The following is a 19,026-nucleotide window of genomic DNA, read 5'->3' as shown; positions in this document are numbered from 1 at the left end:
TTTCTCGTCACGCGAGGTTGACGTACTTGTGCGCCAGCTCGGCGCCCTCCTGGCTGAGGAGGCTGCTGCGCGCGCCGGACAGCATCGTGCTCACCGGGATCGTCTCGTCGTGCGGCCTGACGGTCTGCGAGGTGTGCGCGAACCACAGCCGGCCCGGCTCGCTGAGCTGCTCCGCGCCGAGGATGTGCGCCGACTGGTAACACGCCGCGCCCAGCACCCCGAGGATCGTCGAGACGTTGGCGGACAGCTGCAGGCACCGGCGCGCGGCGTTGAGGCCCATGCTGACCACGTCCTGGTTCTGGCCGTTCGACGGGATGGTCTTCACCGACGACGGGGCCGCGAGGTCGAGGTTCTCCGAGGCGACGCTGGTGGCGAGGAACTGGGCGCCCATCAGGCCGAACGACAGTCCGCTGTCGGTCAGCGCGAGGAAGTCCGGCAGCGTGCCACTGGTCGCCGGGTCGACGAGGCGGTTGATCTGGCGCTCGGCCAGCACGCCGATCTCCGTCAGCGCGATGGCGAGGTAGTCACACGCCATCGCCACGTACTGGCCGTGGAAGTTGCCGCCGTGGAACGAGGTGTCCGCGCTCGCGAACACGAGCGGGTTGTCGTTGCACGAGTTGAGCTCGCGTTCGACGATGCCGCGGCAGAACGCGATGGTCTCCACGACCGGGCCGAGGATCTGCGGCACGCAGCGCAGCGAGTAGGCGTTCTGGATGTAGATCCCGGTGTCGGTGACCGCGTCGTTTTCACCGGTCTGCTGCTCGATGGCCGTCATCAGCTCCGCGTGCCTGTGGGTGAGCCTGCTGCCGGCCAGCAGCGACCGCAGCCGATCGGCGACCTGGATCTGACCGGGATGGCCTTTCAGCTCGTGCCCGAGCGCGTCGTAGGCCGCCGCGGAGCCGCGCAGGCACTGGATCACGACGCTGGCGAGGAGCACGGCGCTCTCCAGCAGCTCCTGGGCTTCCAGGAGCGCGATCGACGCGACCCCGGTCATGGCCGAGGTCCCGTTGTTGAGCGCGAGACCTTCCTTGTATCCCAGCACCACGGGCTTGAGACCGTTGGCCTGCAACGCGTCCATGCTGGGCACGCGTTCTCCGCCGAAGAAGACCTCTCCCTCGCCGATCAGTGGGAGTCCCATGTGGCTCAAGGGGGAGAGGTCGCCACTGGCGCCGAGGGAGCCCTGTTTGGGGATCACCGGGGTGATGTCGTGGTTGAGCAGATCCGCCATCAGCGACAGGGTTTCCGTCGAAACGCCCGAATAGCCCCGTGCGAGGCAGTTGAGCCGGGCGAGCAGGATCGCGCGGGCCTCGGGCTCGTCGAACACCTCGCTGCCGCCGGCAGCGCACCCGCGGAGCAGGTTGACCTGCAGCTCACTCATGTAGCGGGCGGGCACCGTCACGTGCGCCATCTCGCCGAAACCGGTGTTCACGCCGTACATCGGGCGCTGATCCATGCCCCACTCGGTGATCCGCTCGTGCGCCTCACGTGCCCTCTGAAGTGCCTGCTCGTCGAGTTCGACCGTCTCCCGGTTGATCGCCACCCGTGCCACGTCGTGGATGGTGAGACTGTGCCCGGTGATGGTAATCATTGTCAGCCTTTCGTGCATGCCACGCCGAATTGGGGTACTACGACGAAACGGTTGTGCGGGCTTCGCGGTCGAAGCTGTTGGCGGGCCAGGCACGCTCGCGCCGCTGCCGAAGACCGCCACGCGTGCCCCGGCCGGAAGGTCCGCGGTGCCGCGCCCGTGTTCCGCGCCTTGGCCGGCCGGTACCCCTGGTCCTCCTGGTAGCAGTAGTGGATCGCCAGGCGGTCGTGGGGATCACCACGGACAGCTGTGGGCGGTTGGGCATGCGGCCACGTTGTCGGACGTCGCTCTCACGCCACTACTGGCGCGGTCTCCGCGTACTGACCCGGGAGGGGCCCGGCAAGAGCGCCGTGAGAGCGGAGCAGGACCGGCGCCTTCCATGGTCGGACGTGTGAGTCGGATGTCCGCGAGGGCCGGCTCTCGACTTGTGGTCACGAGGAGGGTCGAGTCTTGTCATGAGCGTCTCTGTCCGGATCATCGACGGCATCTACGGAAGGCCGGCCGCCGGACTCGCGGTCAGCCTCAGCCGACAGTCCGATGGTGGGTCAGTGCGGCGGTGGACTGGTCGAGCGGACGAAAGCGGGCAGGTCCTGAGCTTGCGGGAGCTTTCACTGCCGCGGGGAGCGTATCGGCTGGAATTCGACCTCGGCGAATACTTCAACACGCTCGGGTACGCGCCCCGCAACTCGGCGATCGGGGTGAGCTTCACGACCAACCGTGACCGTGTTCACCGGATCACGCTGCTGGTGACTCCCGCTAACTGCTTCATATTCAGCGAGGATGGGCAATGAAAGTCAAGTCAGGAGTGCCATCGCAGTTCCCGCCCCTGCCCGCGGACACCACCACGGCCGGCGCCGCCACGCTGCCTTCGCCGGGACTGCGCCTCGAAAGCGGAATGCCCTTCGACAACTGGCTGGGGATCGGCCAGAGGCTGGCCGAGGTCGCGAGCAACTCGGCGTGGTGCCTGGGTGACTGGCTGATCTACGGCGAAACCCGCTTCACCGGGCGTTACCGCAGTGCCGTCGAGCAGACCGCGCTCGACTACAAGACGTTGCGCAACTACGCGTGGGTCGCCAGGAAGTTCGCGCACGCGAGACGGAGGGCCGGGTTGAGCTTCGAGCACCACGCCGCGGTCGCCGGTCTCCCCGGGCCGGAGCAGGACTACTGGCTTCGGAAGGCGGAGTTGTTCGGCTGGTCGAGGAACGACCTGCGGCGCGAGGTGCGCGCCAGCCTCTCCACGCGCGGCGAGGACCTCGCTGACCGAGGTGTCGCGGCCGGGGTGACCACGGACGCCGGGCGTGAAGACGTCGGCGTGGCACCGAAACTGCAGCTGGATGTCACCGACGATCAGCTTGCCATGATCACGGAGGCGGCCAGCAGGTCCCAGCTGTCCGTTGGCACGTGGGCACAACAGATGCTTGAGCAGGCAGCTCGCGCGACCTTGGCGTTCGCTTCGCGAGAACCGGCTCCGGCGACGCGAGCCGCCGGAGCCGGCTGACTCACTCCTCGATCCGGGCGAACCGCGCAATGGCGTCGCGGTACGCCGCTGTCGCGTCGGCGCGCGTGTGTGAAGAGGCTTCGGAGTAGAGCAGAACGCGGATGTGCTCACCCACCTCTTCGCTCCGGTTGAAGCTGGCCTCGAATGGGAAGTCCGTGTGGGACCAGTCGTCGAACGCCTCCAGCGTGTCCAGGTCGAGCCGTTGCGCGACACCGGCGATGCTGTGGAAGCTGTTGAAACCGAACAGGGAAGCGGGAACCACCGCCCGGCCGATGGTGCGGGCCAGCTGGGCCAGCGGAGTCCGGCCGCGCATGGTGACCTGCATCAGCTGCCGGTGCGCCAGGGCGACGGCCTCCCTGCCCGGTGCCGGGACGTCGACTCGCAGCGGGGCGACGTTGAGGAACATCCCCCGCGCGTCCACGCCGTTCGGTACCGCGAGCCGGGTGTTGACGGGGACGCCGGTGAGAATCCTCCGCTCGCCGGCCAGTCGTGCCAGCGCCTCCAGGTGGATGGCGAGGAGCACGGCCTTCACCCCGGAAGAGCTCGCCGCGAGCCGGCTCAGCATCCGGTTCTCCCTGCCCACGATCTCCACCGAGTCCTGCCACGTGTGGCAGTCGCGAGTGGACTCGGCACTCGACCGTGGTTCCAGTCCGCAGAGGTACTGGCTCCACCACTGCGAGTCGGCGACCGTGAGTGACTGGAAGAGCTGCTGCGCGCTGTGCTCGCGGAGCCTGAAGCGGGGCGAGTCGTTCGCGCCGGACGACGCCGGCCGCTCGGGTGGCCGCCCGGTGAGCTCCGCGACGTAGCGGTCCAGGAACTCCACCAGGTTCAGGTGGGTGCTCCACCCGTCGGCGATCGCGTGCGGCTCGGTCAGGGTCAGGGTGATCGCCGTATCGCTCAGGAGGTGGACCGTGATCGTGACGAGGGGCGGATCCGTCAGGTCGATGGTCCGCGCGTTCTCGGCATCGGCGAACTCGGCCAACCGGTGTTGCTGCTCACCGTGGGGGAGCCCGCGAAGGTCGTGCACCGTCACCAGTGGCCGGTCGACGTGGTCCAGCACGACCTGCATCGGGCGTGAGTAGCGGTCCAGGTCCAGCAGCGACCGGAACATCTCGTGCTCCCGCACCAGGCCGCGCCCGGCCTCCTCGAAGGCCGCGGGGTCCACGCGAGGCACGGTCAGATGTGAGGTCGCGACGTTGTGGTAGGCCGGGACACCGACTGCGCCGCGGTCTCGAAGTGCTGCGGCCATGAGCATCCGGGTGGCCATCGCGGCCTGTTGTTCGCTCATCGGGAAGGCGTCCTCGGCGCCGGCCGGCAGCCGTCGGCGATCCGCCGGAGAGACCAGGCCCAGCGCGGGTATCCGCGCCCATCGGTGGTCCGGAACCTCGAACGCCTCGCTGGCCTCGGCTGCCGCGCAGAGCGTCGCGCGGACGGACTCGGAGATGGTGTCGCGGCCCCGGCTGTTCACGATCGCTCCTTCGCCGGACGTGCTCGTGCCGCGAGGGACTCGAGTTCGTCGTCCTCCAGCACGTCGCGGATGGTGAGTTCGACACCCCGGGTGCACGCGATGGCCACGAAGCGCACGCACAGGATCGAGTCGCCGCCGATGGTGAAGAAGTGCGCCGAGCGGTCAGGCGGCGCGTCAAGGCCGAGGAGCTCGACCCAGATGCTCGAGATCAGCTCCTGGGTTTCATCGATGGTTCGCACGGGTGCCTCCTGAGGTCCGAGATGTGCCTTGGCCACGGGATCCACGGATCCGCCCGCCCTCCTACCGCGACACCAGGAGGTCGCCCATGACCATCGCGTCGATGTCGATCCGGGAGAACGTCGCGACCGCGTCCTCGGGTGAGCAGACGATCGGCTCCCCCCGCGAGTTGAACGACGTGTTGAGCAGGACCGGAATGCCGGTGACCGCACGGAAGGCGTCGATCAACCGCCAGTAGAGCTCGTTGTCCTCGTGTCGCACCACCTGGACCCGGGCGGTGCCGTCGACGTGCGTCACCGCCCCGAGGCTTGAACGCCACTCCTCGCGGACATCGACGGTCTCGATCATCCACAGGTACTCCTCGGGATCGTCGATCTCGAAGCACTGCTTCGCGTACTCGACCAGGACCGCCGGGGCGAGCGGCCGGAACTCCTCCCGTTGCTTGACCATCGAGTTGATCCGGTCCCTCATCTCGACGGTTCGCGGATCGGCGAGGATGCTGCGGTTGCCCAGCGCGCGCGGGCCGTACTCCATCCGGCCCTGGAAGAGCGCGACGACCTTTCCGTCGTTCAGGAGCGCGGCGGCCTCACCGACGAGGTCGTCGACTTCGAGCCGTCGCCAGCGCAGGCCGGCGCGTTCCACCGCGGTCTGGATGCGCTCCGAGGTGAAAGCCGGACCGAGGTAGGGCAGCCCGATGCGCGGGCGAACTCGCCTGCGGGGCGTCTCGGTGCCCTCCTCGACCACCGCCAGCGCCGCACCCAGCGCCGTTCCGTCGTCGCCGGCCGCCGGTTGGACGAACTGCCGCCGGTACCTCCCGCTCTTGCGAATGGCCTGGTTGACGACGCAGTTCAGGGCCACGCCGCCGGCCAGGCACAGGTTCTCGCTCGACTGCTCGTCCTGGTGCGCCGCGAGGAAACCGACGACGGTCTCCTCCGTCACGGCCTGCAGCGCGGCGGCGATGTCGAGGTGGTGCTGATCGAGGCTCGCTCCCGGTTCCCGTGGTGGGCCGAGGACGGAGGCGAGGTGGTCCCGTGACTTCTGATAGGTGAAGCGCTCCTGCGGTGTTTCGTTCAGGTATGTCAGTGGCGTGCTGTAGCGGCCGTCGTCGTGGCGGAGCACGAGGGTGTCGAACGCCGAACGGAGTCGCCGCCGGTCCCCGTAGGGCGCCAGTCCCATGACCTTGTACTCGTCGAAGTTCATCCAGAAGCCCAGGTGCATGGTGACCAGCCCGTAGACGAGTCCGATGGAGTGCAGCCCGCCCACCTGGCCGCGCAGCCGCAGTCCCCGCGGTCCGCCGGTGTACAGCGAGGTGCTCTCGAACTCGCCCACCCCGTCGGCGACGAGGACATCGGCGGAGTCGAAGCCGGAACAGTGCAACGCGCTGGCGGCGTGGGCCTGGTGGTGCAAGACCGGGATGACCTTCAGGTCGTCGCTCCAGAGGTCCCTGGGAAATGCCGCGAACAGGTCGCGCTGGATGACCTCCGGCGCGTACACGTTCTGGTATTCCTCGATCGCGCCTTCGGATTCGAAGTACGTCTGGTACCGGCCGAAGTCGAAGTTGTGCGCGACCGCGCTCACGTCACGCGGAGAGATGCCCGCCGCGTCGAGCACGTACTCGATCGCGGCCCGTGGGAACTCCCCGGTTCCCTTGCGCCGCACGAAACGCTCCTCGGCCGCGGCGGCCACGATGCCGTCCTCGGTGACGAGAGCCGCTGCCGAGTCCGCCCCCTGGGCGAGCCGGTACACGCGCTCGCCCAGCCCCGGAAACGACTGCCGCATGTACGGCTGGCTCTGGCCCAGCCCACTGACTCCCAGGACATATGGCACGATTGCAGCTCCTCTTCGTCGACATCGCGGGTTGACATCGGTTTCTTCGCTCTCGATGAGCCTTGAGCAGAGGTTTCGCCGGCGTCAGGTCATCGCCACCGCGATCTGTCGTTGCCCCTCGTACGGTTCGCGTCCGTGAGCCGTCAGCATGTTGTCGATCATCAGCAGGTCGCCTTGCCGGTAGTCGAACCGCGTCGCCGCCTCGCGGTACTTCTCGCGGACGTGCGCGCACACCTCCGCGGGGATCTCCTCCCCGTCGCCGTAGACGGTGTTGTTGGGGAGGCCGTCCCTGCCGAAGAGCTGTTCGAGGACTCCGACGACCCGCTCGGGAAGGGTCGTCCAGTGGAAGAAGGCTATGTGGTTGAACCACAGTTCGTCGCCGCTTGCCGGATGGCGGTGAAGGGCCACCCGATCGGCGACGGTGCGGAGGGTCCCGTCGTTGTTCCAGTGCGTCCGGATGCCGTTCTCTCCGCAGTAGCGATCCACGGCTTCGCGGCTCGTGGTGCCGAACACCTCGCTCCACGGCAGGCCGATCTGCGGATGGTAGTTGCGGATGTGCCGCCAGCCACGCCGGCGGAACTCCTCGACGACGCCCGCGTCGAGCGAGGCGGTGACCTGGCGGACGTCGGCCAGCGGCGTCGCCCCACCCGAGGCGGGAGGCTGCTGACAGAAGAAGAAGAGCCTGCTCGGCCAGGTCGCCTGGTAGGAGTTCTCGTTGTGGAAGAAGATCTCCTCCTCACGGGTGTACTCGGTCGACGTGTAGATCCCGGACTCGAGCTGCTTCCGCGGTGTGGAGCGTTCCGTGTAGGGCAGCGGTTCGCCGCCGAGCGCCTGAACCGCCTTCGCGAAGTCGGCCGTGGTATTGAGGGGAAATCCTCGGAACAGGACACGGCCGGCTGACCTCAGCCGCTCGTCGACGTACCGGGACTGCTCCTCGCTCAGCCCGGTGGTCAGGTCGCTGTCCAGATCGGACGGTGTGATCGGGGTGGCCGGCATCTTTCCCGTTATTCCCATGACACGCTCGACTTCCCACGTTCTGTGGTGCTGACCTGGGTGCTGATCCGGATGGAGCTCGGCAGTGCGTAGGACGGGAACGTCTCGCGCAGGTGTGCGAGGAGGTCTTCCTGGGTCGTCCCGCCGTCCCGGGTCACCACGGCCGAGCGGAGGCCGTGCACCTCGTCCGCCTGGACGGCGGCGCTCACCACCCCCGGGAAGGCGTTGAGGCGCGACTCGAGAGCGGCCAGGTTGATCCGGAAGCCCGCGACCTTCGCCTCCCGTCCCAGTCTGCCGAGGTAGGTGTAGGTCCCGTCGTGGTCGCGCCGCACGCGATCTCCGCTGCGGTAGCTGCGCTTGCCGGGCGGACCGGGGAACGGTCGCAACCGCCCGCGAGCCGTGGCGTCGCCCGATTCCGCTTCCGCTTCCGAGGCGGTGAGGTAACCGGTCGCGACCTGCACCCCGGTGATCACCAGCTCGCCCTCCTCGAACCCGTCCCCGGTCGGGGAAGGCGGTCCCTCGATGCTCAGCTCGACGCCAGGGGGAGCGGTCCCGATGGGAATCTCGTGACTGGTGCAGTCGACGGGCACGGTGTAGCGGCAGCAGCCCACGGTCGCCTCGGAAGGGCCGTACTCGTTGACCACCAGCGTGTCGGGGAGGCTCTCGCGCCAGCGGGCAACACCGGGCCCGTACAGGGCCTCACCTCCGACCACCAGGACCGGTATCGAGCACCGGGCCCCACGCGCCTCCAGCAGCTCGCACAGCACGGTGACCTGGCTCGGCGTCATCTTCACGAAACTGGCGCCCTGCAGGATGCCGGGGTCGTTGGCGACGTGCAGCGGCCAGCGCAACGGATCGAGGACCTCCACCCGTCTGCCGTTCAGCAGCGGTCCGAGGAGGCTGGTGATCGTCAGGTCGAAGCCCAGCGAGGTGAACAGCGGCGCCCCCCACCCTCGGGTGCAGTCGTACTCGCGCATCGACCAGCCCAGGTAGGCCGTCACGGCGGACTCGGGTACGACGACTCCCTTCGGCTCGCCGCTGGTGCCCGAGGTGAAGATCATGTACGAGGTGTCCCTCGGGACCGTGGGGATGAGGCGGTGCGGGCCTGGGTCGCCGGCCAGGTCCCGCGGGCTGAGCCGGACGACGCCGTCGGTCGTCCCGCCGGCGGCCCCGAGGATGAAGTCGGCACCGCACAGACGGGCGATCCTGGCGGCGGTGCGGGGCGGCATGCGGAGATCGATCGGAGCGAAGGCGGCTCCGGTCATCAGGATCGCCACGACCTGGACGAGAGCGGTCGTGCTCGGCGCCGCCTGGATGGGCACGACGGCCCCCGGCTCGGCCCCGCGCCGGCGCAGGTGGATGGCGACCTCGCGTGCCTGCGACAGCAGTTGTGCGTGGGTGGTGACCACGCCCTGTTCCACGACCGCGGCGGCGGTGGAACCGGCCAGGCCTCCGACGAGGTTGTGCGCGAACGTGGTCATGGCCGCGCCAGTTCCATGCAGTCGACGGGATCGCCGGCGGCGACCAGCAGGCGACGCACACCCGAGTAGGGGTTGCGCGCGTGGCTGCGGCGCAGGTTGTCGACGACGATCGTGCGGTCCGGTTGCCAGGGCACGACTTCCTCCAGGTCGGAGCAGATTCCCATGACCTCGTCGACGACGGCGTCGGGAATCGGCCCGCCGTCCCCACGCCGGCACCCCTTGGGGAACTCGTGAGGCTCGTACAGCAGGCGGAGCGAATCGTAGAGGTCCTCGTCCAGCGCGCGAGGATGCCAATGCAGGATCTGTGCTGTCAGCGAGGGCCGGCCGGTGGCCGGGTCGAGGATGACAGCCGGTCGCCGCTGCTCGGTGGTGAGGACGCCGCCGCGCTCGTCCCACCTCCAGGTGGTGTCCTCCCGTTCGCAGGCGCGCTCGACGGCGGCGGGGTCAGTGGTGCGGTAGACCTGACGCCAGTCGAGCCCGAGGTCCATGCCCAGCCTGCGGACGTAGGTGACCCCGGTGGCGAGCACGTTCCTGGTCGCGCGGCTGAGTCGCGTGTAGACGGCTGTCATGTCCGCGGTCGGTGTCTGTCCACCGTCCCCGATCTCCTGGCATCCGAAGACGATCCGCCGGGGCCACCGGCGTGCGAACGTGTTCTCGTTGTGCCACAGCAGCTTTCTGGTCCGGGAGAACGGGGTCGGACTGTTGACCGTGCCCGTGGGGTCGTCATCGACGCCGGTGTGCTCCGGGTTGTCCCTGGTGAGCGGTCCACACGCCGCGGCGGCGAGTCGCTGGAAGGTCGCCACGTCCTGGCACAGCCCGTCGCCGTCGATGACGACAGCGCCGTCACGGCGGAGGTGCTCCGTGAGCGCCGCGGAGTTGTCGTGCCACCACACTTCCGGTGGACCGTCGAGCCTGAGATGCCGCATCGTCGGCCATCCTTTCGCCGTGTGCCGCCGCCGAGATGAGGTGCTGACGTGCCAGCCGCGCCAACCGCTCGACATCGGTGCTGTCGGCGGTGCCGCGTCGTGCGGTGACCGTCAGGTCGAGGCCGGTGTCGGTGACGGTCACGCCCACCGACAGCTGGTTGCGTGCCACCGGCAGGCGGATGGCGACGGGCCGCAGGTTGTGCAGGCGGTTCTGGTACCGGATGTGGCGGAAGTAGAACTTGACGGGGTGACCGTCGTGGCCGGTGGTCTCGCTGTCCGGACGGATTCCCCGCCGCGCGGCGGCGTCCAGCCGGTGCAGCACGGCCGTGTGGACGGCCGCGGCCGCGGCCGCACCGGACGTACCGCGGTCGACGGTGGCGATGTCCAGTTGGGACAGGTGGAATCCCATCGTGTCGGGGGACGTGCCGGCCAGCGGGCGGAGGTCCACGTCGATGTACGCCCTGATCGTCGCCGGCTCCGACCACACCGCCGCCGCGGCCGCCAGGTGCCCGACCGTCCAGGCGAACGGGGTGACCCCGGCTCGCCGCGCCGCGGCCGCGAGCCGCTCCCACACGCGGTCCTCGTTCGGGATGGTCAGGTGCAGTTGTGGGTCGGTCACGAGCGGGGCGTGGTCCTGCGTGGCGACGTGGTGCACCGAAGGGCTGACGCCGCCTTCCCCCGGCCCGGTGAGCCTGCGGTCGACCTCGGTCCAGAAGACCTCCTCCGAACGCGTGTCCCACACGATGTGGTGAGCCAGCACGAACAGCCGCGCGGCGTTTCCCCTGTCATCGGCCTGCGCGGCCAGGTGGACCAGCGGCCCGGTTGCGAGGGGGGTCGGCAGCCCGGTCAAGTGGGAGATGACGTCCGTGCGCGACCATTCCGCCGGGAACGTGAGGAACTCCGCGGGTGGCGTTGCCGTGGGCGACTCGAGCACCTTGTGCAGCAGACCGTGCTCGTCGACCGCGAACCGTGCCAGTGCCTCGGGGTGACCGGCCAGGACGGCGGTCATGGCGTCCGCCGCGTGGCGAAGGCCCACCCGCGTCCCCGTGCGCGGCTCCGCAGCTGCGAGGCACAGGTAGCGCCCCGGCAGTGCCGCCGCCTGCTCCTGGTACCACAGGCCGAACTCGGCTGCGGTGGCGGGCAGAACCGTTGCCATCTCAGCGTCTCCTCGCTTCGATGACGCAGCGCGTGATGGTGGCCAGCCGCGGTTCCTCGAAGACCTCGAGCAGCGGCAGCGTGACCTCGCACGTGGCTTCGACTGATCGCACCAGCCGGATGAAGGTGAACGAGTCGGCACCGCTTTCGAAGAGGTTGTCGTGTGGTGCCAGCGTCTTCGCGGAGGCTGGCGCGACGTCGCGCCAGCAGGCCTCGACCTCTTCCAGCACCTTCGGGTAGTCGATCGCCCTCATCGATCCGCCTCGTCCCGAGCACCGGCGGCGGGGGAGAGGAAGAGCCCGGCTTGCGGGTGCTCGATCTCCCGGCGTTCACCGGGCCGAATCACGACGTCGGCCATCGCCGAGCCTCCTCGTTGAGAACTGCTGTGGTCATGGCGGTGAGAGCGGCGTCGGCCTCGGCACGCACAGCACGTGCCAGCCCACCGTCGGAGCGGCCCGTGATGACGCAGGTGATGTCCTCGGCCAGAGCGCCGGTCCGGAAGTAGCACGCGAGGGCGTGGCGCGGGGGCGAGCCGACGGGCGGCGTGGCCGAGCTCGTCACGCCGTCGATCTCGACGGCCGGCGCGGGTACCTGGTCCTCCAGAACGACGACGACGTCGCCGACGGGTGCCCACGCCTGTCCCGGCCGTACGCTGCCGAACCCCGGCACCAGCGCCGCGAAGTCGACGGCTGCCAGCAGGTCGCGGTTGACCGCGTCGACGACGCGGGTGACGCCCTGGCAGGAGGCGTCGACCAGCAGGGGCACGTCGACCGCGTAGTTGCCGATCGAGCGCACCTGGTCCGGCGTCCGCGTCGAGACCGGCGTCTCGACGACGACCTGGTCCCGGTCCAGCACCCGGCCGACCGCGGTGGCGATCACCGTGATGAGAACGGCCGCCCGGCTCACCGACAGCTCGTCCGCGAGTTCCCTGACCGGCTGCGTCGGCAGTCGCCACTGGACGCTCGACGTTCCCGCGGCGGCATCGTTCGGGCGAAGCCGCTCGTCGTACGGCTGCGCCGCCACCTCACGCCTGACGGTGGACCAGTGCCCAGCCGCGGCCTGGAGGAGACGGGCATCCGGTCTCGCGGGGGGCAGCACGCACTGCGAGGACAGCGATGTCCGGTGTTCCGGTGTGCCGAGGCGGTGCTGCAACTCCGCCACCAGAAGACCCATGCTCACTCCGTCGCACACCAGGTGGTGGGCGACCAGGTGGACGCCCACCGGTGCGGGCTCCGTGCGCGAGCGGACCAGCACGGCCCTGACCAGCTGATCCGCCCCGACGTCGAACGGCTGGTAGACGATGCCGTCCACCTCCGGCTGGGGAAAGGTGTCAGCGGATGCGGAGATCTGGAGCACGTCGACCCGCGCGACGCCTGCCGCGCGCACGACCCGTCGTGGGCGGTCGCGGCCGGGGACGTACTGGACCCTCAGCTGGGCCACGTCCTCCAGCAAGGCCGACAGCGCGTGCCGGAGGCGCTGCTCGGTGACGGCCGCACGTGTGGTGAACCCCCCGACGACGTTCAGCGCACCGTCGCCGGGAAAGAGCTGACTCCACACCCAGATCGGCCGTTCAGTGGAGGTCAGCTCGTCATCGGGGGCCAGGAGGGGAGCGGTCGGCGCGGAGCGCGGAGCCTGACGACGGGTGCGGTCCACCACACCGGCGATCCCGGCGACCGTGGGGTGGGCCAGGTAGTCGCGGATCGTCAGCTTGACTCCCAGCTCGCGCTCCAGGTGGGCGCTCAGCTCGAGTGCCAGGAGGGAGTGCCCGCCGCTGGCGAAGAAGTCGGTCGAGGGTGTCGCGGGCACGCGGGGCAGTACCCGCTCGAACGCCTCGGCGACCGCCTTCACCGTCGTCTCGTCCGCCGTCACCTCCACCTGTCCGTCGCCGGGGCCGGTCACCTCCAGAGACCGGTAGTCGACCTTCCCCGAGTGCAGGCGCGGCAGCTGCGGGCAGATCATCACCCGGTCGGGAACGAGGCGGACCTCCATCGTCTCGGCGATCTGCGTCAGGACCGCGTCACGGTCGAGGCTGCCGTCGGAGGGCACGACCCAGACGTGGATCAGCACCTGGCCGTCCGCCTCGTCGGCTCGAGCGGCCGCCTGCCCCACGGCGGGGAGCGCGTGGAGCACCGCCTCCACCTGGTCGAGGTTGATCCGCACACCGCGTCGTTTCACGGTCCGGTCACGCCGTCCCGACAACCGCAGACGACCGCGGTCGTCCAGATGGCCGAGATCCCCCGTCCGGAAGAGCGGGACGCCGCGAGGTGACGGAAAGGCGACGAGCGAGCCGGCCTCCTCCGACCCGTATCCGCGACACAGGTACGGAGACTCCACCACGATCTCGCCGGGGTGTCGGGCCGAGGAGCCGGTGTGGTCGTCCAACGGCTCGATGGACAGCGTCCGTCCCGCGATCGCGGCACCGACCGGGATGTCGCCCGAGTCGGCGTCCTCCGCCGTGACCTGGTGCCAGGTCAGCAGAATGCACTCCGAAGGGCCGTACTCGTTGTGCAGCCTGACCGTGGTCCCGCTGAGCTCCGCGGCGTCGAAGACCTGCCGTGCCACTCGCGGGTCCAACCGCTCGCCGGCGCACATCACCTCCGTCAGGGACGGCGGCCACGACGCCTCGGGCCGCACCGCGGCGGACGCCACCCGCCTCAGGATCGACGGCGTGGTCTCGAAGTGGGTGATGCGTTCCTCGCTCAGCCACCGCAGCACCGCGTCCCCGTCACCGCGGATGGACATCGGCGCGACAACGCCCACCGCACCACTGGCCAGGGCCGGGATCAGCTCGCAGTAGTGGGCGTCGTAGGTGGGGGCCGCCCACACCGCCAGGCGGTGGCCGGGCGCGAGGCCGTACCTGGCGATGAACTCCACGCAGTACTGCTCGATCGCCGCCCGGCTCATCTCGATCAGCTTCGGTTCCGCCGTCGTGCCGGAAGTCCGGACGCAGTACGCGGCCGCCCGAGGTGTCCGCATCGCCATGCGTTCGCTGTGTTCGAGCACGGCGTGGTCGTCCCATTGCCGGGCGAGCTCACTCAGGTCCCGCCCGGTGACGGTGACCGGTTCGTTCGTCGGGTTCGCGGGTGTGGTGCGGGCGGATGAGCCGGTCAGGAGGACCACGTCGGCGCCGAACTGGTCGATGAGCTGCCGCCGCACGGCGTCGCTTTCCTGGTCATCGACGACCATGAAGGTCCGCCCCGTCCAGAAGCACGCCGCGATCAACGCGCTGACCTCGATCGACGCCGCGCCGACGATGACGACCCGTTCCGCGTGCCGTTGACCGAAGAACTCATCGCACGTGCAGGCGAGGGCACCGAGATCGGCGTAGGACAGGACGGTTCCGGTGTTGTCCACCAAAGCCGTCTCGGCCGCTCCACGACGGACGCGGTCTGCCAAGACCGTCGCCAGGGCTGCCCGTCCGTCCGCACCAGAGCTGATCATGATCGCTTCTCCCCGGTCACGCGGCGGCGTCCGTCATCGTCAGCACGAACTCGTTCATGCTGGCCGCGGACAGGAGGTCGTCCAGGGAAACGTCGTATCCGGCCTCCCGCAGTCCTCCCAGCAAGGAAAGAATTCCCAGCGAGTCGAGACCGAGACCGAACACGTCCACGGCCATGTCCGTCAGCTCGCGACCAGTCACCACGCGGAACTCCTGTTCAAGAACTTTGCGTGCCTGCATCGTCAGCCTCCTTTGTCGCATGCCCGGGGTCAGCGTGCTCTGCGGTCCAGTGCGTCCGTCACCGTGCTGATCTGTCGCTCGATGATTTCGGGATAGTCGGCCATCAGCCGTCTTAGTGCCGAATGGTCTTTCTCGTGCTTCGCGCCGAACATCGCCACGGGCAGAGCGGAATAGAAACGGAGGACCGTGCTGTACCGCTCGGCGACGTGGCGTTGCCACAAGTCATCGCCGAGCAACGCGCGCAACCGCTCGGACATCAGTCTGCTGTGCTCGAACAGCGCCCGCGGGGCGTGCAGGTCGAGCCCCGGGTCATCGGGCAGCGTGCCCAGGAGCTCGTCCCGGTACGCCTCCAACGCCGCCACGCCGTACAGGCGGTCGTCTGGCATGACCAGGCCCTGCGCGGCCCGGCCAGGGTTCCCGGAAGCGAGGAAGAGCTCGAGTTCGGCGATCACGAACTGCGGATCGAACCGGTAGGACGCCAGCGGGTCGAACTTGAAGAGGATGAACGCTCGCGACCACGGGTGGTCCGCGTTCGCACAGGACTCGTAGGCGGCGTCGAGCTCTCTCCAGGAAATCTGGGTCGTGTCGAACCGAATCGCCTCGTCATAACCCAGTAGATGCGCGATCTCCGCATCACTGTCTGATCCGTGGACGAGAACGTCGTGATGACGAGCACTTCGCCCGTGCGCCGGTCGCCGCGGAACGAAGAACTCGTCGACGAACGCGTACACGTACCAACCGTCGAGGAGCTGTGCGTGCACGAACTGCGCGAAGCTGCGGCCGATCCACCGCTGCATCCACTCACGGTCGGCTCTGATCGTGCGCAAGTGCGGATTGGCTGCGAAATCGCAGGAGTAGAAGCACAGCGATGGGGACTCCATCGGGTGTTCGTCGTAGGCCAGGTGTATGAAGTTCGAGAGAATCCAGTCACGGTTCTCGGGGACATGCGCCTCGACGATGGAGACCGGGTACGCATACGGCTGGTACGCCCGGATGCTGGGGTTCGTCGTCACCGGCAAAATCGCGCGTTGACGCCGTACACCCTCGACGTGGTCGGCCGCTGCGCTGCTCACCGGTATTGCCCAACCGCCCACGCGCGCTCGGCCGGTCCCTCGACTCGGCTGACGGCGACCGAGTCGGACATGTACTCGAGCGGGGTGACGACGTCGTCGCGGACCGCCTCGTCCCACGCGGTCGTCGGGCCGATTCCCCACTTGAACCAAGGGGTCAGGTCGTCGACCACGATCGTGGCGCCCGGTTTGGCCAGCCGGCGGGCGTTCGCGATGTCCGCCTTCGCGCACGGGTAGTCGTGGCCCCCGTCGATGAAGACGAGGTCGAAACCCTCCGAGGACGGGGGCATCTGGAAGGCCGGGACCGTCTGCGTGGAGTCGCCGTAGACGAGCTGGTGGCGATCCGGGTAACGGGAGTCGATGAACTCCTTCGCCGATTTGACGGTGGCCTCGGTGTTGATTTCGAAGGAGGTGACCTTCGCCTGGGGGGAGCTTTCGAGGAAGGCGATGCTCGAATAGCCGATGTTGAAACCCACCTCGGCTATGGAGGTGGCCTTCCGGGCTCTCGCCAGGTACATGAGGTACAGGACCTGGGCCAAGCAGCTGATTCCGTCGTCCAGTGCGTTTCCCGGCCCCTGTGCGCACTGGAAGACTTCCTCCATGAGCGCGTTGATGCGTGCTCGGTCGCTGGCTCCCGAATCGGGAAAAAGGGCGGACTTGAGTCCTGCTGAAGGCATCGACATGTCCATGTGGCAATGTTGTCTTTCTCGATCTTTTGCTGTCAACACTTCGGCTTCGACGTGCCGGGCGTGCGCTTACCGGAATTGTCCGACTGCCCACGCACGTGCGATCGGCCCGCGAATCCGGCTGACGGCGACCGCGTTGGACACGTGCTCGAGCGGGGTGACGACGTCGTCTTGGACCGCCTCGTCCCACGCGGTCGTCGGGCCGATTCCCCACTTGAACCAGGGGGTCATGCTGTTGACCACGATCGTGGCGCCCGGTTTGGCCAGCCGGCGGGCGTTCGCGATGTCCGCCTTCACCGACGGGTACTCGTGGGCGCCGTCGATGAAGACGAGGTCGAAACCATCTGATGTCGGGGGAGCTTGGAAGGCCGGTACCGTCTGCGTGGAGTCTCCGTAGATCAGCTGGTGGCGACCTGGGTAACGGGAGTCGATGAACTCCTTCGCCGACTTGGCCGGTGTCTCGTCGTGAATTTCGAAGGACGTGACCTGTGCGGCGGGTGAGCTCTCCAGGAAGGCGATGCTCGAAAAGCCGATGCTGAAACCTATCTCGGCTATGCGGGTGGCCTTCCGGGCTCTCGCCAGGTACATCAGGTACAGGAGCTGGGACAGGTTGCTGACCCGGTCGTCCAAGGTGTTCGGGGGGTCTTCTGCGCGTCGGAATACGTCTTCCATGAGCGACCGGATGCGGGATTGATCGCTGACTCCGGAATCGGAGAACAAGGCGGACTTGAGTCCTGCCGCAGGAATCGACATATCCATGGCGCAATGCTGTCCGCCGAAATCCGCCACTGTCAACGCCGTGGTGCGAGGTGCGGAACGTCGCGGTGAGTGTGTTGTCCTGCTGGCAGGACCACGAACCGCGGTACCCGGGTGAAGGGTTGCCGATCGAGCCCGCGGCCGCCTGCCGGCACGTGCGCCGGCAGGCAGAGGCCGGGAGTCGTGGTCACATCACGGAGGTGGCCTGTGCCGACTGGTCGGTGCCGGTCGGCTGCCGGCGTTCGGCGAGCAGTGCCGCGATGGCGATCAGGCCTATCAGCGCGATGGAGGCTCCCACGCCGATGACCCACCGCGGGCCGAACCACTCCGCCAGCACGCCGCTCGCGAGCATGGCGACGAGCGACACCCCGGCGTAGATGGCCCCGGTCGTGCCCACGATCCGGCCGCGCAGCGAGAGCGGCGTGCTGAGCAGCAGCCAGGTCTGCCCGCCCACCCACGAGATGGTGAAGGGAAGGCCGGAGACGACGAAGACGATCAACGCCAGCGGGAGCGACGGCCAGATCATCAGCACCACGATCGCGGCGTTGGAGACGGCGGCGCCGAGCAGGACGGGAAGGCGGTACCCCAGCCGGCGGACCACCGTGCCGATCATCGGGCCCGCGATCAGGGCCGAGACCGCGAACAAGCTGTTGACCAGGCCCATCTGCCCGGAGGTGGCACCGATCACGCCCAGCATGAGCACGGGGAACAGGGAGGACAGCGGCGCCTCCCTGATCGCGTCGAGGACTTGCAGGAGCACCAGGCCCCGGACGCGACGGCTGCGCCGGACGATCGCCAGGTACCCGTCGCCGTCGCCTTCCGTGCTTCCCGTGCCTTCCTCCGGCGCGTCGCCGGCGGTCGGCGTCTTCCGCCCTGACCCCCGCAGGAGCAGGCTGAGCAGTGTGGACAGCAGCATCAGCGCCGTCACCCCGATGACCGTCCAGCGGAAGCCGGCCCATCCCATCGTGAACCCGCCGAGCGCGGGCCCCACCAGCCTGGTGGCGTTGGAGGCGAACGAGTTCAGGCCGTTGGCCTCGACCAGGTCCTCGGCGGTGACGTAGTCGGCGATGAGGACCTGCTCGGCCGGGATGTAGAGCTGCTGGATGGCAGCCTGGGCGAACACCGCGCAGAGGAGGCCGATCGGCGAGTCGGCGACCGCGAAGACGGTCAGCAGCACCAGCACCCGCAGGAAGAGCGCGATCCGCATGATCCGCAGGGGTGTGCCCCAGCGATCTGTGACCGTCCCGGCCAGGTGCCCGAAGGCCACCCCGGCCACGGTCGGGGTGGCCGCGAGCAAGGCCGTCCAGATCGGCGAGCCGGTGAGTTGGTAGAGGTGGACGCTCAAGGCGATGCCCACGCCCGCTCCCACCAACGACGAGACCAGGTTGACGACCAGCAACATCCCGAACTGGGGATTCCTCATCAGGAACCCGAGCGGTTCGGCCCCCTTGTTGACGGGCACTGGGCCGCTCCTCTCGGAAGGGTGGCCACATCAGCCATACGCGAAGACGTAATCGTGCCCCAGGCATGACGTCAAGGTATGTCTCTCCTTTGTTGACCACGGCAGACGCCTGCGCTAGAACTGGTTGAACCAGATGGCAAAACCATCAATTCTTGCACTTCGTGAACGCGCCTGGGAAGTGATATGTCAGCCGTCAAACTCAC

The 19,026-nt window shown here is 68.6% G+C and carries 17 protein-coding genes; 2 read left to right on the top strand and 15 right to left on the bottom strand.

Features of this window, described 5'->3' with window-relative positions:
- Positions 1–7: 7 nt before the first annotated feature.
- A complete protein-coding gene (locus tag ACZ7CH_RS13600) occupies positions 8–1,588 on the bottom strand; it encodes an HAL/PAL/TAL family ammonia-lyase (RefSeq protein ID WP_470373994.1) in 1,581 nt (526 codons plus the stop codon).
- Positions 1,589–2,040: 452 nt separating this feature from the next.
- On the opposite strand from ACZ7CH_RS13600, the gene ACZ7CH_RS13595 reads away from it, so the two are divergent.
- Positions 2,041–2,376: a hydroxyisourate hydrolase gene (locus ACZ7CH_RS13595; RefSeq protein WP_470373993.1), complete on the top strand. Its 336-nt coding sequence runs from the start codon at positions 2,041–2,043 to the stop codon at positions 2,374–2,376.
- 14 nt (positions 2,377–2,390) lie between these two features.
- Positions 2,391–3,083, top strand: coding sequence for an LmbU family transcriptional regulator (locus ACZ7CH_RS13590; protein ID WP_470373992.1), 693 nt, complete (start codon positions 2,391–2,393; stop codon positions 3,081–3,083).
- 1 nt (position 3,084) lies between these two features.
- Here the strand turns inward: ACZ7CH_RS13590 and ACZ7CH_RS13585 are convergent, their stop codons facing one another.
- The 14 genes from ACZ7CH_RS13585 to ACZ7CH_RS13520 all read right to left on the bottom strand — a co-directional run bounded on the left by ACZ7CH_RS13585 (position 3,085) and on the right by ACZ7CH_RS13520 (position 18,823).
- Positions 3,085–4,551: a condensation domain-containing protein gene (locus ACZ7CH_RS13585; protein WP_470373991.1), complete on the bottom strand. Its 1,467-nt coding sequence runs from the start codon at positions 4,549–4,551 to the stop codon at positions 3,085–3,087.
- The gene (locus ACZ7CH_RS13580; RefSeq protein ID WP_360383537.1) at positions 4,548–4,790 is read right to left on the bottom strand and encodes a phosphopantetheine-binding protein; all 243 of its coding nucleotides are present in this window, start codon (positions 4,788–4,790) and stop codon (positions 4,548–4,550) included. Before ACZ7CH_RS13580 ends, ACZ7CH_RS13585 begins: the two co-directional genes overlap by 4 nt.
- Positions 4,791–4,851: 61 nt before the next feature.
- A complete protein-coding gene (locus tag ACZ7CH_RS13575) occupies positions 4,852–6,615 on the bottom strand; it encodes a carbamoyltransferase family protein (protein WP_470373990.1) in 1,764 nt (587 codons plus the stop codon).
- A gap of 84 nt (positions 6,616–6,699) precedes the next feature.
- A complete protein-coding gene (locus tag ACZ7CH_RS13570; RefSeq protein WP_360383531.1) occupies positions 6,700–7,611 on the bottom strand; it encodes a TauD/TfdA family dioxygenase in 912 nt (303 codons plus the stop codon).
- Between the two features lie 8 nt (positions 7,612–7,619).
- Positions 7,620–9,089 (bottom strand): AMP-binding protein, encoded by a 1,470-nt coding sequence (locus tag ACZ7CH_RS13565; RefSeq protein ID WP_470373989.1) that lies wholly within the window; start codon positions 9,087–9,089, stop codon positions 7,620–7,622.
- Positions 9,086–10,015, bottom strand: a complete 930-nt coding sequence (locus ACZ7CH_RS13560; RefSeq protein WP_360383525.1) for a TauD/TfdA family dioxygenase — start codon at positions 10,013–10,015, stop codon at positions 9,086–9,088. Before ACZ7CH_RS13560 ends, ACZ7CH_RS13565 begins: the two co-directional genes overlap by 4 nt.
- Positions 9,933–11,171 carry a hypothetical protein gene (locus tag ACZ7CH_RS13555; protein WP_470373988.1) on the bottom strand — a complete coding sequence of 413 codons (1,239 nt, stop codon included), beginning with the start codon at positions 11,169–11,171 and terminating at the stop codon, positions 9,933–9,935. The genes ACZ7CH_RS13560 and ACZ7CH_RS13555 overlap by 83 nt, the downstream gene beginning before the upstream one ends.
- A gap of 1 nt (position 11,172) precedes the next feature.
- On the bottom strand, positions 11,173–11,424 hold the full coding sequence (locus tag ACZ7CH_RS13550; RefSeq protein WP_360383519.1) for an acyl carrier protein: 252 nt from the start codon (positions 11,422–11,424) through the stop codon (positions 11,173–11,175).
- 88 nt (positions 11,425–11,512) lie between these two features.
- Positions 11,513–14,611: an AMP-binding protein gene (locus tag ACZ7CH_RS13545; RefSeq protein WP_470373987.1), complete on the bottom strand. Its 3,099-nt coding sequence runs from the start codon at positions 14,609–14,611 to the stop codon at positions 11,513–11,515.
- Positions 14,612–14,627: 16 nt separating this feature from the next.
- Positions 14,628–14,849 carry a phosphopantetheine-binding protein gene (locus tag ACZ7CH_RS13540; RefSeq protein WP_360383513.1) on the bottom strand — a complete coding sequence of 74 codons (222 nt, stop codon included), beginning with the start codon at positions 14,847–14,849 and terminating at the stop codon, positions 14,628–14,630.
- Positions 14,850–14,878: 29 nt separating this feature from the next.
- Complete coding sequence (locus ACZ7CH_RS13535) at positions 14,879–15,922, bottom strand: hypothetical protein (RefSeq protein WP_470373986.1); 1,044 nt, start codon at positions 15,920–15,922, stop codon at positions 14,879–14,881.
- Positions 15,919–16,608 carry an O-methyltransferase gene (locus ACZ7CH_RS13530; RefSeq protein WP_470373985.1) on the bottom strand — a complete coding sequence of 230 codons (690 nt, stop codon included), beginning with the start codon at positions 16,606–16,608 and terminating at the stop codon, positions 15,919–15,921. Before ACZ7CH_RS13530 ends, ACZ7CH_RS13535 begins: the two co-directional genes overlap by 4 nt.
- A gap of 66 nt (positions 16,609–16,674) precedes the next feature.
- A complete protein-coding gene (locus ACZ7CH_RS13525) occupies positions 16,675–17,394 on the bottom strand; it encodes an O-methyltransferase (RefSeq protein WP_470369199.1) in 720 nt (239 codons plus the stop codon).
- A 154-nt stretch (positions 17,395–17,548) separates the two neighbouring features.
- The gene (locus tag ACZ7CH_RS13520) at positions 17,549–18,823 is read right to left on the bottom strand and encodes an MFS transporter (protein ID WP_470373984.1); all 1,275 of its coding nucleotides are present in this window, start codon (positions 18,821–18,823) and stop codon (positions 17,549–17,551) included.
- Positions 18,824–19,026 lie beyond the last annotated feature (203 nt).

The sequence above is a fragment of the Lentzea sp. NPDC037011 genome, from assembly GCF_055607425.1.
This window is presented reverse-complemented; position numbering and strand designations above follow the sequence as displayed.

Bases quoted from the DNA above. Each gene is read 5' to 3' on its own strand.
- ACZ7CH_RS13565 (WP_470373989.1), bottom strand. From the start codon at position 9,089: ATGACCACGTTCGCGCACAACCTCGTCGGAGGCCTGGCCGGTTCCACC.
- ACZ7CH_RS13555 (WP_470373988.1), bottom strand. From the start codon at position 11,171: ATGGCAACGGTTCTGCCCGCCACCGCAGCCGAGTTCGGCCTGTGGTAC.
- ACZ7CH_RS13595 (WP_470373993.1), top strand. From the start codon at position 2,041: ATGAGCGTCTCTGTCCGGATCATCGACGGCATCTACGGAAGGCCGGCC.
- ACZ7CH_RS13530 (WP_470373985.1), bottom strand. From the start codon at position 16,608: ATGGACATGTCGATGCCTTCAGCAGGACTCAAGTCCGCCCTTTTTCCC.
- ACZ7CH_RS13570 (WP_360383531.1), bottom strand. From the start codon at position 7,611: ATGCCGGCCACCCCGATCACACCGTCCGATCTGGACAGCGACCTGACC.
- ACZ7CH_RS13550 (WP_360383519.1), bottom strand. From the start codon at position 11,424: ATGAGGGCGATCGACTACCCGAAGGTGCTGGAAGAGGTCGAGGCCTGC.
- ACZ7CH_RS13540 (WP_360383513.1), bottom strand. From the start codon at position 14,849: ATGCAGGCACGCAAAGTTCTTGAACAGGAGTTCCGCGTGGTGACTGGT.
- ACZ7CH_RS13600 (WP_470373994.1), bottom strand. From the start codon at position 1,588: ATGATTACCATCACCGGGCACAGTCTCACCATCCACGACGTGGCACGG.
- ACZ7CH_RS13560 (WP_360383525.1), bottom strand. From the start codon at position 10,015: ATGCGGCATCTCAGGCTCGACGGTCCACCGGAAGTGTGGTGGCACGAC.
- ACZ7CH_RS13545 (WP_470373987.1), bottom strand. From the start codon at position 14,611: ATGATCAGCTCTGGTGCGGACGGACGGGCAGCCCTGGCGACGGTCTTG.